Here is a 19,368-nt window from a genome sequence, read left to right as displayed (position 1 = left end):
TGGAACATGCTGCCAAAGGGAAAAATTAGAAGTCTGCTGAGCGGCTGGAAAATGCTGCTTTTTGCGCTTATTTCGTATACCGTACTGTTTCTAATTGCTTTTCAGGGAATGATTATTAGCAAACAATCGACGGCTACGATTCAGAAACAATACAATCAAATCGTATTTGATAAAATGGACTCGCTTTCTGTCAATCTCATTAACTATCTGAATTATATAGATGATTTTGCACGCACGTTATCCGTTAAGACGGATTTAACGCGCCGCATTCAAGACAATCACGATGTTCCTAAAGAGGTCATTGAAGGATATTTGAGTTATTTTCGGCTGCGGCTCCCTTTGTATATTCAAATTCTTACCGATCAAAACCGTGTATTCGCTTATCCGCCGATTGATCAAGAGGAGGAAGAGCGATTCAAAGCGACCTTGTCTGCAATGCCTTGGTATGGGACGCGTTTATTTCTCGACAACAGTTTTATTCACTCCGACGTAGCCCCTGATTTTCATTACCGTGCGTTCCCTCAAGCGCTGTACATCAGCAAAAATATGCTCCAAGACGACCATTCAATCGGAACGCTCACGATCAAAATGAACGGTTCCGCCATTGAGACGCTGCTCGATACGGTAAGAATAAATCCAATGAATGCCGTGTTTATCCTATCACCGGAAGATCAGGTGCTGTTCGCCAATACGCAGCCTTCTTCAGAGGTATCCAGCTATCTGCAAGCGCTGGATAGAAAAAGGTTGGACGAGCTTATCGGCAATAGCGGCGATGATGCAGGTTCAGGCAAACTGAAATTGGCAGGTCAGGATTGCTATTTTATCTATAAGCAGATTCCTTCGACGACGTGGAAGGTGCTGTCGATCATGCCCATGGCATCGCTGCATGCCGAGAGTATAAGCATATGGCAGACGACGGGCATTACGACGGCTTTTTCGCTGCTGCTCATTGTCACTTTTGGCTACCTTCTGTATACGAAGCTGCTGCTTCCTCTACAGAGAATGTCGCGAATTGTCCGCATAGCGGGAGAAGGCGAGTCTCCGGAGAGGTATGTCTACAAAGGGTTTAAGGAGCTAGAGACATTAAATGGAGGCATCTATCGGTTCTTCGAACAAATTCAAACACAGATTCAAACGATTAAGGAAGTGGAGAGTGAGAAGAGAAGGTTGGAGGTCCATGTGCTGCAAGAGCAAATGCGGCCGCATTTTTGGCATAATTCTCTCAATGCCTTGCGCTTCATGGCCGTTCTGCACGGAAACTCGATCATGGCTGACGCGATTCTAGCGCTAACCCGTATGCTCGATTATACGTTGAAAAATGCGCACACGCTGTTCAGCAAAGTGGAGGAGGAGAAGGAATATGCCCTCCAATACATCCGGTTCCAAGAAATACGCTCGATGCAGCGAATCGAACTGAATGTGGAGATTGAACCGCAGGCGCTGCAGGCTAGCATCCCCAAATTTACACTCCAACCTTTACTTGAAAATGCGATCACGCATGGCTTCTGCACGCCATTCGACCGTAAGCCTACACTTTGCCTACGCATTCATGCGAGGGAGGAAGGCTTGTGCATTTGGATTGAAGACAACGGCAATGGCATTGAGGCGGATAAGCTGCGAACGCTTCTGGTTCCCCAAGATCAAGAAAGGAAGGGCGAGTCTACGTCTGGCATCAGCCTGCTCAATTTGCAAGCGCGAATATCGCTGGAATATGGCAGCAACTACGGGGTCCGGGTGCACAGCAAGCTGGGTGAAGGGACGCGAATCGAAATTACATTGCCTTTGATCATAAACGAAGAGAAAGCAGGTGACCCGTTATGAAGGTCATGATTGTTGAGGATGAAGTACTGGTGCGGCTAGGTTTAAAAAAGGCAGTTCCCTGGTCAACGCTAGGCATGGAACTTGTTTGCGAAGCAAGCGACGGTTCGGAAGCCTACGAAATGTTCGTACGCCATCTGCCCGATATTGTGCTCGTGGATATTGAACTGCCCAAAATGGATGGTTTGCGGTTCATTCAGTTTGCCAAGAAACACAGGGAGGATGCCAAATTCATTATCCTCACCTGCCATCAGGATATGAAGTATGCGCGGAGCGCTATTCAACTGCAGGTTACTGATTTTCTGCTGAAATCGACGCTGGATATGAAGGAACTTTGTGATATTTTGCAAAATATTTCGGTTGAATTGCGTCTCAAACGCCATGCGGGCAACGGAACAGACGCGCGTGAAGCAGATCGGGCACAGCGGAAAAAAAGGTTTCTGCGCAGCTGGCTCGACGGTGTTCTGCCTAAATCCGAGCCTGAGCGTTCAGATGCACAGCTGGAGGAATTTGCGTCACTCATAGAAGCGAACCGCTTCCAAGCATGGGTGATCCAGCTGGGTAAACAAGCTGCTGCGATGATGGCATGGCCCCAGATGGACGCGGATCTCGAGCCGTTGACCCTGCATCACTTGGGGAGCCGCTGCTTAGGGCTGGTCGAGGATGCTTCCAAGCGCAGGCTGCACCTGATCTTCGCTGGAGCGCCTTCAACAGAGGAAACGCAGCGTTGGAAAGAAGCGGTACAGGATAAGCTGGATGTGACCATAACCATCGCAATGAGTGCCATCTTCCACGATCCTTATGAATGGCGTGCACATGATCTTCAAGCTGCCGAACTGCTGCAGCTTGAATTTTATAATTACAACGGTGATATTTACTCTTCAAACAAACAATGGATTCACGATACAGTTACAGAACCTGTTCAGAAATTGAAAAAAGAGATTTACGACCGAATTGGGGCTCTCCAATTTGCAGACATGGCTCCACTCATTGGGGCACTGTGCGAATCGCTTGTAGAGCCTCCTTTCCTGCATCCTCATATTGTCAAAAATATGATGACGGAGATGCTCTTCCGCCTGTGGTCAGCCTGCGAAGAGATGACCACTGCGGCTATTTCTACCAACCATCAGTTGGTTGACTTGATCTATGCGGCTGCAAGGCTCGGAGAACTGTCAGATCTGCTGTTGGAGGAAGTGCGCAGAGTCGGGAAGGCTGTAGCAGAGTGTTATGCGCAAGACGATAAATCAACGCTTATTCTATTGATCAAACAGTATATCAAATCCAACATGCACAGGGAGTTCTCCCTGCAGGAGATAGCGGATACGTTTCATATGAATAATTCTTACTTGAGCCGTATATTCAAAGAAGAGACGGATACAAGCTTCACCGAATATGTCCTCTATGAGAAGACGGAAGCCGCCATGGCCCTGATGAAGAACGGACTGCCTCTCACTCAAATTTCTGAGAAACTGGGCTATCAGAATTTAAGCTCTTTCACACGCATGTTTAAAAAAGTTAGAGGGGTTTCCCCCTCGCGTTATCAGGACTAGTTGATAAATGGTTAGCAAAAAATGATAAATCGAAAGGACAAATGGTGAAGCCATTTACGAGCTCTTTAACAAAGCGATACATTCGCCTCGCATTCGCTCAGAGCTTAACAAAGAGGTAAACAATCCGTCAAAGCCTGTCATGTCCCTGCGTCAAAATCGCTTCTATACTAAATGAGAAGGGTGCAATCAAGCCTATGTGAACAAGAAAAAGGAGAGAAACGACCCATGCAAACCTATTTGAAATGGTTGTTGCTGCCAACTGTCGGCATGACACTTCTGGCAGGCTGCGGACAAACGGCTAACAAAACCGCGACATCAAGCCCCGCTTCCCCCACACCATCTTCATCAGCTTCAACAGCACCTGCCGCAAGCGCAAAGACGGCGAATGAGCCCGTAGAGCTGACTTTCTACTATCCCGTTAACGTAGGCGGACCGGTTATGAAGGTGATCGACGGAATGACGAACAAATTCATGGAGACTCATCCGAATATCAAAGTGAAACCTGTCTACACAGGCAACTATGGAGACAACACGATCAAAATCCAATCCGGGATTCAAGCGAAGCAGCCGCCGGATGTGGCCGTCATGATGTCTACGGAACTATATACCATGCTGGACTCGAACGCCATTATCCCGCTGGATGATTTTATTGCCAAAGATCCCAGTATTAATATGAAAGATTTCTATCCGGCTTTTGTTGAAGATACGCAAACAGGCGGTAAAACGTACAGTATTCCCTTCCAACGCAGTACCATAGTTCTGTACTATAACAAGGAAATGTTTAAGGAAGCTGGGCTCGACCCGGAGAAACCACCGAAAACGTGGGATGACCTGATCGATTACGCCAAAAAGCTAAAGCGTGACGGACATGCAGGTTTGGAGATACCTGGGAATGACGATTCTTATTGGATGCTGCAGCTTTTCGCGCTTCAGAACCACACGGATCCGAAAGTTAATCTCATGTCTCCAGACGGCAAGAAAGTCATGTTCGACCAGCCTGAGAACGTAGAAGCCTTGCAGTTCTGGCTGGATCTTTCCCGCAAGCATAAGGCGATGGCGGAAGGAATTATCGATTGGGCAACGGTACCAACTGACTTCATTCAAGGCAAAACAGCGATGATGGTTCATACGAGCGGGAATTTGACCAATGTGAAAAATAACGCGAAATTCGATTTTGGTGTTGCGTTCCCTCCAATGAAGAAACAATTCGGCTCACCAACGGGTGGCGGCAACATGTATATTTTCAAAGATACGGAACCGAAAAAACAAGCTGCAGCCTGGGAGTTCGTCAAGTTCATGACAGAACCGGAGCAAGCTGCGCAGTTCAGTGTCGGGACAGGCTATGTAGGTGTGCGTAAATCCGCGTTCGAGACCGATACGATGAAGAAATACGCAGCAAGCTTCCCGCAGGCGCTCGTTGCCCGCGATCAGCTTCAATATGCGCATGCAGAGTTATCCACACATAACCATGGCAAGGTATCGACGGCGCTCACGAACCAGATTCAGGCCGTATTATCGGGGACGATCGATCCGGCAGCTGCGCTGAAGAAAGCGCAGGAAGAAGCGGAACGCGCACTCGCGCCATTTAACAAGTAAACACTGACTGTTTGTGAATGCCGCAGCCCATGGGCCCGCAATTCATCGCGCTTGGTCGATGGGCGCTGCATTTACTGAAGGAGACTTGCCTTATGAATACCGTCTGGAGCGAAAGACTCAAGCGGAACAGTTTGGGGTGGGGCTTGCTGCTCCCTTCACTGCTTATACTTGGTTTATTTACTTACTATCCGATCTTCAAGACAACCTGGCTTAGTCTATTTCGAATGGACTTATCCACACCCGTGCCGGTCTTCAATGGGCTGGGGAATTATGCAGCGCTGCTGGAAGATCCTGTGTTCTTGAAAGTATTCATCAATAATATCTGGTTTGGACTTGGCACTGTGCCAACTTCGATGGCGCTTGCTTTTGTAATGGCGTTGTTTGCCGATAAAGCGATTCGTGGAAAGGGCTTCATTAGGGTCGCCTATTTCTATCCGAATATGATTCCAATGATTGCTGTAGCTAATATTTGGCTATTTCTATACACACCTAAATTTGGTTTGCTTGCTCATGTAGCATCCTGGTTCAGTGAGCAGGAAGTCAGTCTACTGGGTCAGCCTGGAACGGTAATGGGCGCCTTGATCGTCATGATCATCTGGAAAGAAGCGGGCTATTTCATGCTGTTCTATTTAGCCGCCTTGCAGCAGATACCCAAGGATTTGTATGAGTCAGCTTCTGTGGATGGCGTTGGCATGTGGAAGGTGCTTTGGCGCATTACGATCCCGTTAACGATGCCGACTTCGCTGTTCGTCGCTATTGTGGCAATAACGAATGCTTTCAAGTTGGTTGATCACTTGTGGATTATGACCAAAGGCGGGCCGGATAACGCCAGCAGTCTGCTCCTTTACTACATTTACGAAACGGCATTCAGTTATAACGACCAAGGGATGGGAGCGGCGATGACGGTCGTGCTAGTCATTCTGCTGCTGATTGTATCTTCGCTGCAATTTTTCGGATGGGATCGCAAAATCCATTATGAGTAGCAGTGGTCGGGAAGAAAGCTTCATAGGAGGGATCGTATGAATCAAATTGAGCTGCAGCTTGGCCGTCAACGAACGAACAGCCGCAAAGAAATACAGATGAGGACTGGCTTTCCCTCAAGCGTTCGCCGCCTCATAGGACAGACGCTGTGGCATGTTTGCATGTATATCCTTGGTTTGTTATGGCTCATACCGATGGCGTGGGTCGTTTGGACAGCCTTCCGTCCGAAGGATGCTGCGCTGGGCTTCCACTGGTCCTTGGAATGGACACTGGATAATTTCATTACGGTATGGCAGGAGGCGCCATTCGGTCAGTATTATCTCACGACATTAATCCTTACAGGCGGTGTGCTGTGCGTGCAGCTGTTGAGTCTAACGCTTGCCGCCTATGCCTTTGCGAGAGTACGTTTTGCTGGTCGGGATTTGGTGTTTATTCTCTTCTTGGTGCAGATTATGGTGCCGCCAGATGTGCTCATTTTCTCCAATTATCATGTGCTCAAAGAATTGGGGCTACTCGATACGAAGCTTGGTGTCATGCTTCCTTATTTCGCCTCTTCGTTCGGTATCTTCTTGCTGCGGCAAGCTTTCAAACAGCTTCCTTATGAGCTTGAAGAAGCTGCGCGTGTCGAAGGCTGTTCGCGTCTGGGCCTGTTGTGGCGAATTTATGTGCCGCTTTCACGGCCTGTTTACTTATCATTCGCCGTCGTTTCCTTCAGCTATCATTGGAATAATTTCTTGTGGCCGCTCGTTGTGACTAACTCTGTAGAAAATCGACCGCTCACCGTCGGTTTGGCGCTCTTCGCCAAATCTACGGAGTCAGGCGGTCAGTGGACAGAGGTTTGCGCAGCAACACTTCTGGTGGTGGCGCCTATTTTTATTGGCTTTCTCATTTTTCAGCGGCAGTTTATTTCCAGCTTCATGCATTCGGGAATTAAAGGATAAAGCAGCGGAGGGATCAGTATGAAAATTGCTATGATTGGAGATTTGCATTATCCGTCTATCGTTCTGAACCGTCCTGAGGTGGTGAAAGCGCGTGACGCTTTCTTTGATTATGTGTTATCTGCCTTTTTGGAGACAGAGGCGGATTATCATATCGCGATTGGCGATATGGCCAATGCTGGAGAGCTTGTCGAATTCGACTATATTTTCAGCAAAGTAGAGAGCTGCGGAAATCGGGTTCGCTTCATCCATATTATGGGCAATCATGATACCTATACGCACGATAAGGCAGCAATTCTAGCGGCTACGGGGCTGAAGCCCTACGAGCGGATAGAAACAGAGCAAGCGACACTGATCATGCTGGATACGGCGCGAGAAACAGTAACGGATTGGAGCGGGTTCATGGAGGAGGAGCAGTTGACTTGGCTGGAAGCTAATCTGAGTGAGCCATCCGATAAACCTCTTCTCGTATTTGCCCATCATCCCATTTATGGAACAACTGCGCGATCAACAGAAGCGATGATGTCGCTGCACGAGGCTGTCCAGCTGCGCCGTATTCTGAATAAGCATACGGGTGTAGGTTTCTATTTCAACGGCCATAATCATATCAACTCGATTGTAAGGGAACAGGACTGGTATTTCGTACAGACAGCTGCAATGCTTGATATTCCAGCATTTCGGCTGATTACGGTGGAAGATGGACAAGTGAGTGTGGAACTAATCAAGTTTGACGATAGGAATGTCAAGGAATGGGCTCATATCGTCAGTCGGCATATGCCTTATTTTGAACCCTTTCCTGAGGCCGAGGGAGATGCGTTATCGTCAAACGTCAGCGCTCGGAAGGGCTCGTCGTTTGGAGGTCATCAGGGATGACAAAAGGGCCGCTGCGTCTTGCCATTGTTGGAGGTAATCGGGGAGGCCGATTGGAACGGGCGCTTGGGTTGCTGGCTGCCCAGATTCAACTGACAGCCATATGCGATGTCAACGAAGCTGTCCTGGGAGCTTGGCAGATTCAATACCCTGGCGTTACGACCTACACGGATTATCAGGATATGCTTCAAGACCAGACCATTGAAGCTATTTATATCGCTAGCCCGATGCCCTTTCACGCTCGGCAGTCCGTTGAGGCTTTGCTCGCGGGGAAGCACGTGCTTAGCGAGGTTCCAGCCTTTCAGACCTTGGATGAGGCATGGGAACTGGTGGAAACCGTGCAGCGTACAGGCTTATGTTATATGATGGCCGAAAATTATTGCTTTTCCCGCGCGGTTCTGACTGTAGGGCATTTGATTAATCAGGGGTGTCTGGGCGAAATAACGTATATGGAAGGCGGTTATCTTCATGATTGCCGTCATCTCATCGCACAGGCTGACGGCTCGCTCACGTGGCGTGGACAGCTGCATCGTGATTACAATGGTATGAATTACCCGACGCATTCGCTCGGCCCGCTGGCACATTGGCTCGGCACGAACCAAGCTGGCGGGGATCGACTGAAGAGTTTAACCGCCTTCACTTCGCCTTCCAGATCGCTGCAAAATTACTTCCATGAACAATATGGCGGCCAGCACCCAGCCGCGCAGCAAGGCTATTGGCAACAAGGAGATTCCTCCGTAGTGGTTGTTCAGTCAGAGCGAGGTGTACTGATTACTTTGCGCGTAGACTGGACATCTGCAAGGCCTCCCAATCCGACGCATTATGTTGTGCAAGGAACGGAGGGGGGGTATACGTCAGGTCGCCATGAACGGGAGCAGGATCTGATTTGGCTGAAACAGGTGTCGTCTCAAGAAGATGACGGGCGAACGGCTATGTGGGAGCCGCTAAGCCGCTACCAGCCTCAGTTCGACCATCCGCTCTGGCAGGCGTGGGGCCATGAAGCGGCTCATTTCCGGCATGGCGGCGGCGACTTCCTCGTCTTCGTGGAATTTGCCGCAGCGATTGAGGAACAGCGTGCTCCTATGGTAGATGTCTACGATGCGGCAACATGGAGTTCTGTGTTTGCGCTATCGACGGCATCTGTAGCAGCTGGAGGCAAAACAATGGTATTTCCGGACTATAAAGCCAAGAATGGAGGGAAAGACGCTTGAACGAACCCCTATCCAAGCTGTTTATGCATAAGGAAAGTTTAGCCGATTTGTCGGCACTTGAACTTCTTCCAGGATACTCACTTCGTCATTTCAAGCCAGGTGATGAAGCCGTCTGGGAGCATATCATTGAGCGCTCTTTTGAAAAAAGGATCACCTTCGAGGAGAAGATCGGCGGATCTCCCTATTTTCAAATAGAGCGTGTGCAGTTTATTTGCCGGGGGAGCGAGCCTGTAGCAACCGCAACGGCTTGGGAGCGGGAAGAAACAGGGGAGGATTCCGGTTACTTGCACATGGTTGGGGCTTTGCCTGAGTATGCAGGACAAGGGCTTGGTCGTGCCGTAACCTTGGCGGCACTGCACAAGATGAGAAGTGAATACCGCAGCAGCGCAACTCTCAAAACCGACGATTTCCGGTTAGCAGCGATTCAGGTTTACTGGAGATTGGGCTTTCGCCCTACGTATCTTGGCGAGGATCATGAGAAGAGATGGACTCACATCATGGGGCTCATTCAGAAGTAGTTGGTTGAATGAATGGAAAATAGGGTGATCAATTTGCAGGGTCCTGCCTTGTCAAGCGAAAAGTTGCGTTGGGAGAATGTGCGTTTCTTCTATTGGCCAAGTGTTCCTCCTTATTTCAAGGACAATGATGAGGCCGAAATAGATGGCGGCAGCCAGAAAGTCGTTACCATTTATGGCTGCTCGGATCGTTCAGCGGAAAGTGGTGAGCTGCATATCTGCCCTCACGGATATCCCTACAGCTTGATACAGCACGAGGGCTCGCTCTTCCTCATTGAAATTGCTCCCTCTTTCCTCGATACAATGGCTTACGAGTCGGGATTCGGTCAGCCGGGCTCCATCGAAATCAGGCATAAAGCACAGGTGCAGGATGCGAAGCTATGGCAGCTGGGCAGTTGGATGCTGGAGGAAATCAGAAGCGAGGGTGTTCATGGCGCTCTGTATCGAGACGCACTTGCGACGATGACAGTTCTCCATCTGCTCCAGTATTACGCTGTGAGTTCCCGTCCGCTGGCTGCTCCTAGCCGTTTTACTCATCAACAAATATCTGAAGTTATTCAGTACATGCGCGAGCATCTAGACCAAGACCTTGCACTGACCGAACTGGCCTCAGTAGCTAATGTGAGTTCGCCTCATTTGATCCGTCTTTTCAAAAAGCAAACCGGCTATACGCCTCACCAATATTTTATCCGCATGCGGGTAGAACGCTCCAAAGTGTTGCTCCAGTATGGCAAGGAAAGCCTGAAGACGATCGCCTTACAGGCCGGGTTTGCTGATCAAGGCCATTTCACCAGGCTGTTTAAGAGGCTGACGGGCATTACGCCTATGCAGTATGCGAATGAATGCATCTCTAAGTGATGAAGTGAATAAATCCCCTAGTCTGCTGTAAGAGGCAGCCCTTCCCTTTTTGTGCAAATAAGAGTCTTTATGCAGCTCTTATTCGCACGGAGAGTGGTTTTTTTTTCGTTAATAGCGGCTTTTATTGGAGGCTATTAGCTTCAAAATAACTATACAAACCAAGACGATTTTGTTCAATGAATTACGTGTTTTGTTCAATAACGAATGGGGGAAAAAGCTTACGATATAGAAGAGTTAAGGTTGCCAATCTAAGGAGGAATGAATGATGAAAATGGGTAAGAAAATTTCGATGTTGGCGGTAAGCACGATGCTGTTAGGCTCTCTTGCAGGTGTTGCTTCGGCAGCGGCGTGGCACCAGGTTTCTAGTCAAACTTACTGGCTGCTCGATGCATTGGAACGTGGACAAGGTGTTACCTCAGACGGAAGCGGCTGGATTTTCAATTCGAATGCCGGCTTACTTCGCACCAGTATTGACGGCAAGACGGTTCAAGCCCGCAACGCATTGGCGATTCCTTCGGCGATTTCCAGCTTGGGCGGTGATCATATTGGGGACATCAGCTATTATAATGGCAAAATTTATGCCCCAATCGAAGACGGTTCCAACTATCAACATCCCTTCCTTGCGCTCTATGATGCACAAACGCTGCAATACACAGGTACTTCGTACGCGTTGCCGTTGAACCTGCATCCAGGTGGAGTGCCTTGGGTTGCTGTTGACGCTCAGCGTGGTCAAGTGTACACGGCACAGTGGAGCAATGCGAGCAACCTGAATGTATTCAGTCTCGATGACATGCATTTCATCAAAACCGTTCCGCTCACGCAAAGCATCGATCGCATTCAAGGAGCCGAAGTATACAACGGTCAGCTGTATGCTTCTACGGACAACGGCACGCAATCGGTCTATACGATTGACCCGGAAACAGGCAGCGTAGCGCTTGCGTTTAACCGCAACTTGTCCAGCGGGACAGAAGCTCAGGGGATTGCTGTGCTGCCAACAGCTAATGGCGCAGCTCTGCACATCCTCGACGTCGGATCTAACCGTATCAGCGTCAACTTCCGCCACTATGCGGAGTAGCGTTTAGCTATTATCAAAGGCTGGCATCGAGAATCTCGATGCTGGCTTTTTTTGCAATAATAGACAGCGGAAGTTTTAGGGTGGATTTTCGTTGACGTTTATCGTAGACCTCTTTGCTTTGGCGGTTTTCGGTCTTGAGTGGCATCTAATGAACTGTAGGACGCTTAAAGACGAGAAAATAGCTTCTTTGGAGATGTAATGAACTGGATTGGTGTTATCGACTAATTTATTGACCGAATGGTTAGCAATTGCTTGAAATAGCGCGTCTGGCATTCATTAGATTTTAAGAATGAGCGATTTTGGCCGAATAAAGGTTATTGAGTTCGTAAGGAGACTTGCGATGGTGCATGGACTTGAAGACCTAGCCGCAGGCTAGGTCTTTGTTTATATGAACGCGGAGTTACTCCAGCTACCTCGCACGGAGGGACTGCGGTGCGCTGTTCTAGCCAAAAGTGTCATTATCGAGAGTTTGAGGGAACTATAGTACGCTATAATGCTGAAAACCGCCATATGCCAGGCCAGAGGGAACTACGATCCGCTATGTCACCGTTTTCCGGTTGGAATCAGCAGGTTCCGCTGAAATAGCGGATCTCAGTTCCCTTTCAGGCTACGTTTACCCCAGTTTCCGCCAGTTAGCGGATCATAGTTCCTTTTCACACGACGCTCTCTGTCATTGCATAGTCCGAAGGGAACTACGATCCGCTATGTCACCGTTTCCCGGTTGGAATCAGCAGGTTTCGCTGAAATAGCGGATCTCAGTTCCCTTTCAGGCTACGTTTACCCCAGTTTCCGCCAGTTAGCGGATCATAGAAAACCGCTATGAAGATGCTCATCTCTAAAGGCGGCAAAGCTGCTTTCTTGCGAAAAAGATAATATCGGATAACGAAGTATAAATAATCCCGTATCTTTGACACACGATTCATCCTATATTAATCCTTGTAATCCGTAATAACGGCAAATTGTCAAGCCTCGCGAATCTAAAAAAAAGGATGTGATCTGGCTGCGGATAACGTTAATAAGGTAGGAAGAATGCACAGCTGCTGAATGAATCATAGCCTTGTCTCATCAGCCCCGGTGAATGCTTAGAAGAAATATTAATTTGTAGGAGGGGATTCATGTATGAAGAAATTGGTCGCTTGGTTGTTGCTCTGCACAATGGTTATCGCGCTTTTACCATCCATGCAAACACGCGCTCAAGCATCTACGGTGAACATAGTTAATCCTGGATTTGAAGAAACGACGCTGAATCAATCGAAGCTAATTCCTACGAATTGGACGACTTCCTTATGGAGCAGGACGACTGCAGTCGATACGAGCGTAACTACAGCGGTTTACAACAGCGGGACCAAAGCGCTTTATATCAGCGCGACGGATGCAGGAGCTGCTGGCTGGACATCCAAAGCGATTCCGATTGAAAGCAGTATGCAAACCATCCAAACCACGGTGAAAGTGAAGAAGTCGGCGGATTATGCCGGTAATAATCCATGGGTGTTCATCAGTTATGGGAATAGTGGCACATTCCTTGGCACAACCTCAGCTCCAGCAGCAGCTTTGAGCAGCAGCGAGTGGACCACCATATCGCTAACGATTAACAGCAGCCAGTTTCCAGCTGGAACGAATATGATCTGGCTGAATCTGGCTACGAGCAAAGCAGGGGCTGCTACGAATGCGGGCTTCCTCTATTATGATGATGTAACGATGGAACTGCTTGATGCTCAAGCGCCTACAGCTCCGAGCAATCTTGCGATTGCAGGGCAAACGGCGACAAGCATTGAACTAACTTGGAACGCGTCGACTGATCAGGTAGGCGTCACGGGATATGACGTGTACAATGGGACAACACTGGTTGGGTCTACGACAGGCTTATCTTATATTGTAAACGATCTCAATGCGAATACCAGTTACACCTTTACTGTAAAAGCCAAAGATGCAGCGGGTAATCAATCAGCAGCAAGCAATGCTGTAAACGCTACCACTCCAATAGCTTACGAGATAGCCAACCCTGGATTTGAATTAACAACAGTAAGTCAAACGAAGCTTGTGCCCCTTAATTGGAGCTCCTCTCTGTGGTCTCGAACGATCCCTGTCGATACAGGCGTAACCACAGATGTAGCAAATAGCGGCGCGCATGCGCTGTATATAAGCGCAGTGGACGCCGGAGCCGCTGGTTGGGCGTCCAAAGCGATTTCTGTTGACAGCAGCATGCGGACCATTAAGACGACAGTCAAAGTGAAAAGTTCGGCTGATTATGCTGGCAATAGTCCGTGGGTGTTCATCAGTTATGGGAATAACAACACATTTCTTGGTACAGCAGTTGCTCCGGCCACCAGCCTTAGCAGCAGCGTATGGACAGAAATAACGTTAACGATCAACAGCAGTCAGTTTCCAGCTGGAACCAACAATATCCGGTTAAATTTGGCTACGCTTCGCGCAGGTGCCACAAGCAATCAGGGGACGTTGTATTACGATGATGTCACGATGGAATTGGTCCCGGATACGCAAGCACCTACGGCACCGACCAATCTTCATGCAACTAGCCAAACGGCTGAAAGCGTAGCTTTGGCATGGAATGCCTCTACAGACAATATCGGCGTGAGCGGGTACCATGTTTACCAAGGGGCGACGCTGATTGGAACAGCGACAGGGTTAACGTTTACGGTGAGTGGTCTTCTTTCAACGGCAAGTTATGCTTTTACGGTGAAAGCTATAGATGCTGCGGGGAATGAATCTGTTGCAAGCAATGCGTTTGTGACCAATGACACGCAAGCCCCGACAGCGCCAACCCATGTAGTGGCGTCAGCGATTAAGATGAAAAGTGTCACTCTGACCTGGGACGCTTCAACCGACAATGGGGGCGTAACGGGCTATGATATTTTCCAAGGGTCGACGCAAGTAGGGACGGTGACTGGAGTAACGTATACAGTGAGCGGTCTTGAAGCGTACAGTGGCTACACCTTTACCGTGAAAGCACGAGACGGGTCGGGGAATATATCAGCTGCCAGCAGCCCGGTAGACGTCATTACCTCGAAGTATTACGATTTAGCGAATCCTGGATTTGAAGAAACGCGGGTGAGTGAATCGAAGCTGGTCCCAATCAGTTGGTCATCATCCCTGTGGAGCGGAGCGCATGCGGTGGATACGGGGATTACTACAGCGATGAAATACAGTGGTACCAACGGTCTTTACATTAACTCGACGGATGTGGGAGCTGCAGGCTGGTCTTCCAAAATGATCCCAATCGACAGCAGCATGCAGACAATTAGAACTTCAGTAAAAGCGAGAAAGTCCGCTGATTATGCGGGTAATGGCTCGTGGGTGTTTATCAGCTATTTCAAGGATGGCACGTTTCTTGGAACAGCGGTTGCGAACTCCCCTGGGATTAGCAGCAGTACATGGACAGAGATCGCTTTTACCATTAATAATACGCAGTTTCCGGCAGGAACGAATCAAATTCAGTTGAACCTTGCTACACTCAAAATGCCTAACGTAAGCAATCAGGGAACGATTTATTACGACGACGCAAAGATAGAGTCTATTGAATATTTTCCGCTGAAAGCAGATACGTTCGCAAACTGGTGGAAAATCGGCCAGAATGTGGTGTTCAAGGCAATCGAAGGTCAACTGCCAAGCAGCGTGCAAACGGTGACTGGTACGGTCTACGATACGGATAATCAGGTGGTAGCGCAAGCTGCGGTAGATCGCCAAACGCTGCTTACGACTGGTTGGAGTTGGACACCTACTCACGAAGGGTACTATGAGGTCGCTTTCGACTATACAAAACAAGGGATTACGGGTTTACTTCCGCTTCAACAATCGTATCAAATTATGTCCAGCCCGAAACGAACGTCTGCAGAATTTGTCCGCAATCGCTACTCGGTGGCCGTGGTTGAAAGCCAGCCCAAAAGCATGGCCGACCGCAATTCCCTGTTCGGTTTCAGCTATGGTCTTGATGGTGACGTTTCCATCCAACTCGCGGATATGGTCGGTTTTGATTTTGCGAGAATTCATACCGTCCCATGGGGAGGTCAGTTCGGTGATATCAGCATGGCGCTTGAGCCAAGTCGCGGCACGTTTAATTGGGCTGCGTTCGATGCACATATCAATAAACTGACAAACCAAAATTTGGAGCTTATTGGCAACATTGTATTCACGCCACAGTGGGCATCTCCACATCCGGAAGATACAACGATTTATATTGCCGTTCCCGGATATGCCTCTTACGCTCCGGTAGATATGAATGATTTTGCCGTTTTCCTGCGTGCGCTTGTCACTCGTTATGGCGATCGAATTAAAAAGTGGGAAATATGGAATGAGCCTCATTTGAAAGGAGGAAGTATTTTCTGGAATGATACGCCAGAGAAGTTCGTGGAACTGCTTCGAACGGGTTATGAGACGATCAAAAGTGTTCAGCCAGATTCCGAAATTTGGATCGGCGGCATGGGAGGCTACAGATATCTGCCGTTCTACAACGAGCTGCTGCGTCTTGGAGGAGCAAGTTATTTCGATAAGCTATCGCTGCATGGCAAATTTCCAGATCCAAGAGATTATCAGAAATATGATCAATTATATGGGGTGCCATCCAAGCCGTGGGTAACGTCAGAAAGCCATGCGGGTCTCTATGGTCCAACTCTTTTGAAAGATATGCTGACAGAGCCTCAGGTTGCCCAAAAAATGCTGCTTGATTATATGTTCCAGATGAAGCATCAGGTTGAGCAGATCGCTTATTTCGAAATGATAGATTTAACGGAGCCTGAAGCACTGCCATTCGCCCAAGCGGAAGGTTGGTTTACGAATTCTGCGGGATTGTTCCGCAAGAAACCGCAATTAGAGCCGAGACTTAGTTCCGTCGTCATGCATAGATTTGTTGAGACACTTGGGAAAAATGTCGTCTATCGCGGTGAATATTCGCTTAGCGGCAATCAGAAAGCGGTTTATTTCGAGAGTGACGGAGAGCCGCTGCTCGTCGTATGGACCGAAAATGCAAATGCGGCGCCAATTGCTGCTAATCTTACTGGGGCTTTTACAAATGGGACCGTTGTTAGGGATTGGACGGGAAGCACAGAGACCGTATCTCCTTCTTTACTGCTGAAACCTAACAAGATGTACTTTATTAGCAACGTTAATGCAGCCTATTTGGCCAGTTTGACTTCAACAAAGGATGTCCTATTGTCCGATTACGAGAAATCCCGACAAAGCGCCAACGCGCCTACAGGATTAGGGAAGAAAGGCATGTTGTTTGATCGTACGACGGGCGCTTTGAGCACCGATATTCATTGGATTGACCAGGATTGGCTTTATCAGAACATTGACTCTGAGCGGCCAGCAGGTTTTGCCGCCAAGGCTGCTGTTGGCATTGCGAATGACGGACTCGATCTGGTCATTGATGTTTCGGATAACGTATTCGTACAAAATGAAACGAAAGGAAACTATTGGATTGGCGACAGCATTCAATTCGGGATTGATACATCGGGGATTGGCTTAGCAGGGGCGCAAGTGGAATTCCAAGCAGCTCTTACGGCTAACGGTCCTGTCCTCTACAAGTCCTCTGTGCCTTATATTGGCGGGGATCTGCCGTCAAACTGGACACAAGCTGGTCAGTTCGTACAATACGCCAGCATGCTGGTAGACAGTACACAGAGTGGGAAGAAGATTTATAAGATACATCTCGCTTGGTCGGAATTGTATCCTTATATTTCTGATGTAACGAAGCCATTATATATATCGCTGCTTGTCAATGATAATGATGGTGCCGGGCGGCTCGGTTGGCTGGAATGGGCCAGTGGGATCGGCAAAGCCAAGGATGTAAGTGTGTATGGCAAAATTGTATTTGATCAGCAGGCACCTGTTACGACGGCTTCGGTGTCGCCAGTTCAGCCAGATGGGCCAAATGGCTCGTATATGAATCCGGTCACCGTGGTATTGGCCGCGACCGATAATTTGACGGGTGTGGCTAAGACGGAATACAGCCTAGATAACGGGAATACGTGGCAGCCTTATACAGCAGCGGTGACTTTTAGCAGCAATGGCCAGTATACTTTGAGCTACAGGTCAACGGATCAAGCGGGAAATGTTGAATCTAGTCAACAGGTTAGTTTTAACATTGCCACGACAACGGTAAGCGTTCAATTGAAGGATAGCAGCGGAAACCCAATCAGTGGGGGAACCGTATCCTACTATGACGGAGAATGGAAGACTTTCGGTGTTACAGATGCCTCTGGAACCGTAAGCAAGTCTTTGCCGCATAAAAGCTATACGTTTGCTATGAACTATGAGGGAACGTATAAGGAAAAGGTGCAGCATACAGGAACGGACTCTGTTATTGTGTTTAATACTGTCAACGTGAAGGTGCAGTTGAAGGATAGTCTGGGTAATCCGCTTAATGGTGGTATTGCGAGTTACTACGCAGGAAGCTGGCGGCAGTTTGGCAGTATAAGCGGCGGCGAGACTAACAGGGAATTATTGCCCGGCTCCTATACGTTTGCTATGACATACGAAGGGACCTATAAGGAGAAGGTGCAAAATACTGGAGTGGATGCTACGATTGACTTTCAAACCGTCAACGTGAAGGTGCAGTTGAAGGACAGTTTGGGTAATCCGCTTAATGGTGGTAATGCGAGTTACTACGCAGGAAGCTGGCGGCAGTTTGGCAGTATAAGCGGCGGCGAGACTAACAGGGAATTATTGCCTGGCTCCTATACATTTGCTATGACATACGAGGGGACCTATAAGGAGAAGGTGCAGAATACTGGAGCGGATGCTACGGTCGACTTTCAAACCGTCAATGTGAAGGTGCAGTTGAAGGACAGTATGGGTAACCCGCTGGATGGCGGTATTGCGAGCTACTATGCAGGAGGCTGGCGGCAATTCGGCAGTACGAGCGGCGGCGAGATCAGCAAGGAATTATTGTCCGGCACCTACACTTTCGGCATGACATATGGAGGCGTGTATAAAGAAATAGCCAACAACACCACGGCAAACTCTGCGGTCATCTTCCACATGTAAAAGGTGAAAAAGCAAACGGAACTAAGCCATGGGCTTGGTTCCGTTTGTGGTTTGAAGCTGGAGTGATAGATGAGTTACACCAGCTGCTTCCCACGGCGGCAACTACAGGACGCTATTCCTTAAGGATGAAAAACAACCTTAAAGCAGCCGAATCCTGGGGAAAAGCGCCGACACCCACCGTAGCCCCCCCGAAATCCCCCCCACCGTAACGCTGAAATTCAGCGTTAACGAGCTCGAAACGTTCGTTTGCCACTCCATAAGGATGAAAAAGAACCTTAAAGCAGCCGAATCCTGGGGAAAGTGCCAAAGCACCCACCGTAGTACCCACCGAAATACCCCCCACCGTAACGCTGATTTTCAGCGTTAACGAGCGCGAAACATTCGTCTGCGACTCCAAAAGGATGAAAAACAACTTTAAAAGTAGCCGAATCCTGGGGAAAGTGCCAAAGCACCCACCGTAGTACCCACCGAAATACCCCCCATCGTAACGCTGAAATTCAGCGTTAACGAGCACGAACCGTTCATTTGCCACTCCATAAAGATGAAAAACAACCTTAAAAGCAGCTGAATCCTGGGAAAAGCGCCAAAGCACCTACCGTAACGCTGAAATTCAGCGTTAACGAGCGCGAAACGTTCGTTTGCCACTCCATAAGTATGAAAAACAACCTTAAAGCAGGAGAACCAATCCCGTTGAGCTATTTTCAGCACTTTTCGTGGAAATAAGACAATGCAGTTCCGCAACTGTCCTCGTACCCCATCTATTTGCCGAAATAGCGAGTCAGAGTTCCCACCCTTAATAGGCTTCACAATTTCTAAGAGGATCACCGCTCAGGGCGTCGAAGCGGACGCGCTCGATCAATCGCGTGCCCGCCAGATCGTCGAAGCGGACGCGCTCAATCAATCGCGTGCCCGCTCAGATCGTCGAAGCGGACGCGCTCGATCAATCGCGTGCCC

At 48.7% G+C, this 19,368-nt stretch carries 12 protein-coding genes; 11 read left to right on the top strand and 1 reads right to left on the bottom strand.

All coding sequences use genetic code 11. From position 1 onward, the window contains the following. Positions 1 to 6 precede the first annotated feature (6 nt). From LOZ80_RS19490 to LOZ80_RS19440, 11 genes are all read left to right on the top strand, one after another. Positions 7 to 1,821, top strand: a complete 1,815-nt coding sequence (locus LOZ80_RS19490) for a cache domain-containing sensor histidine kinase (RefSeq protein WP_238166274.1) — start codon at positions 7 to 9, stop codon at positions 1,819 to 1,821. Beyond that, the gene (locus LOZ80_RS19485) at positions 1,818 to 3,368 is read left to right on the top strand and encodes a response regulator (protein ID WP_238166273.1); all 1,551 of its coding nucleotides are present in this window, start codon (positions 1,818 to 1,820) and stop codon (positions 3,366 to 3,368) included. Before LOZ80_RS19490 ends, LOZ80_RS19485 begins: the two co-directional genes overlap by 4 nt. A 225-nt stretch (positions 3,369 to 3,593) precedes the next feature. Next, positions 3,594 to 4,964, top strand: a complete 1,371-nt coding sequence (locus LOZ80_RS19480) for an ABC transporter substrate-binding protein (protein ID WP_238166272.1) — start codon at positions 3,594 to 3,596, stop codon at positions 4,962 to 4,964. 92 nt (positions 4,965 to 5,056) lie between these two features. Continuing rightward, on the top strand, positions 5,057 to 5,947 hold the full coding sequence (locus LOZ80_RS19475) for a carbohydrate ABC transporter permease (RefSeq protein ID WP_238166271.1): 891 nt from the start codon (positions 5,057 to 5,059) through the stop codon (positions 5,945 to 5,947). A gap of 159 nt (positions 5,948 to 6,106) precedes the next feature. Then, a complete protein-coding gene (locus tag LOZ80_RS19470) occupies positions 6,107 to 6,886 on the top strand; it encodes a carbohydrate ABC transporter permease (RefSeq protein WP_238173048.1) in 780 nt (259 codons plus the stop codon). 18 nt (positions 6,887 to 6,904) lie between these two features. Then, positions 6,905 to 7,756 (top strand): metallophosphoesterase family protein, encoded by an 852-nt coding sequence (locus LOZ80_RS19465; RefSeq protein ID WP_238166270.1) that lies wholly within the window; start codon positions 6,905 to 6,907, stop codon positions 7,754 to 7,756. Continuing rightward, a complete protein-coding gene (locus tag LOZ80_RS19460) occupies positions 7,753 to 8,964 on the top strand; it encodes a Gfo/Idh/MocA family protein (RefSeq protein WP_238166269.1) in 1,212 nt (403 codons plus the stop codon). Before LOZ80_RS19465 ends, LOZ80_RS19460 begins: the two co-directional genes overlap by 4 nt. After that, on the top strand, positions 8,961 to 9,482 hold the full coding sequence (locus LOZ80_RS19455) for a GNAT family N-acetyltransferase (protein ID WP_238166268.1): 522 nt from the start codon (positions 8,961 to 8,963) through the stop codon (positions 9,480 to 9,482). The genes LOZ80_RS19460 and LOZ80_RS19455 overlap by 4 nt, the downstream gene beginning before the upstream one ends. Before the next feature lie 48 nt (positions 9,483 to 9,530). Further along, complete coding sequence (locus LOZ80_RS19450) at positions 9,531 to 10,337, top strand: AraC family transcriptional regulator (protein WP_238166267.1); 807 nt, start codon at positions 9,531 to 9,533, stop codon at positions 10,335 to 10,337. 262 nt (positions 10,338 to 10,599) lie between these two features. Beyond that, positions 10,600 to 11,412 carry a hypothetical protein gene (locus tag LOZ80_RS19445; protein WP_238166266.1) on the top strand — a complete coding sequence of 271 codons (813 nt, stop codon included), beginning with the start codon at positions 10,600 to 10,602 and terminating at the stop codon, positions 11,410 to 11,412. A gap of 1,119 nt (positions 11,413 to 12,531) precedes the next feature. Next, on the top strand, positions 12,532 to 18,414 hold the full coding sequence (locus LOZ80_RS19440; protein WP_238172867.1) for a fibronectin type III domain-containing protein: 5,883 nt from the start codon (positions 12,532 to 12,534) through the stop codon (positions 18,412 to 18,414). 112 nt (positions 18,415 to 18,526) lie between these two features. Here the strand turns inward: LOZ80_RS19440 and LOZ80_RS19435 are convergent, their stop codons facing one another. Continuing rightward, a complete protein-coding gene (locus LOZ80_RS19435) occupies positions 18,527 to 18,742 on the bottom strand; it encodes a hypothetical protein (RefSeq protein WP_238172866.1) in 216 nt (71 codons plus the stop codon). Positions 18,743 to 19,368: the final 626 nt, after the last annotated feature.

Origin of the sequence: Paenibacillus sp. HWE-109, assembly GCF_022163125.1 — a bacterium.
Lineage (GTDB): Bacteria > Bacillota > Bacilli > Paenibacillales > NBRC-103111 > Paenibacillus_E.
This window is presented reverse-complemented; position numbering and strand designations above follow the sequence as displayed.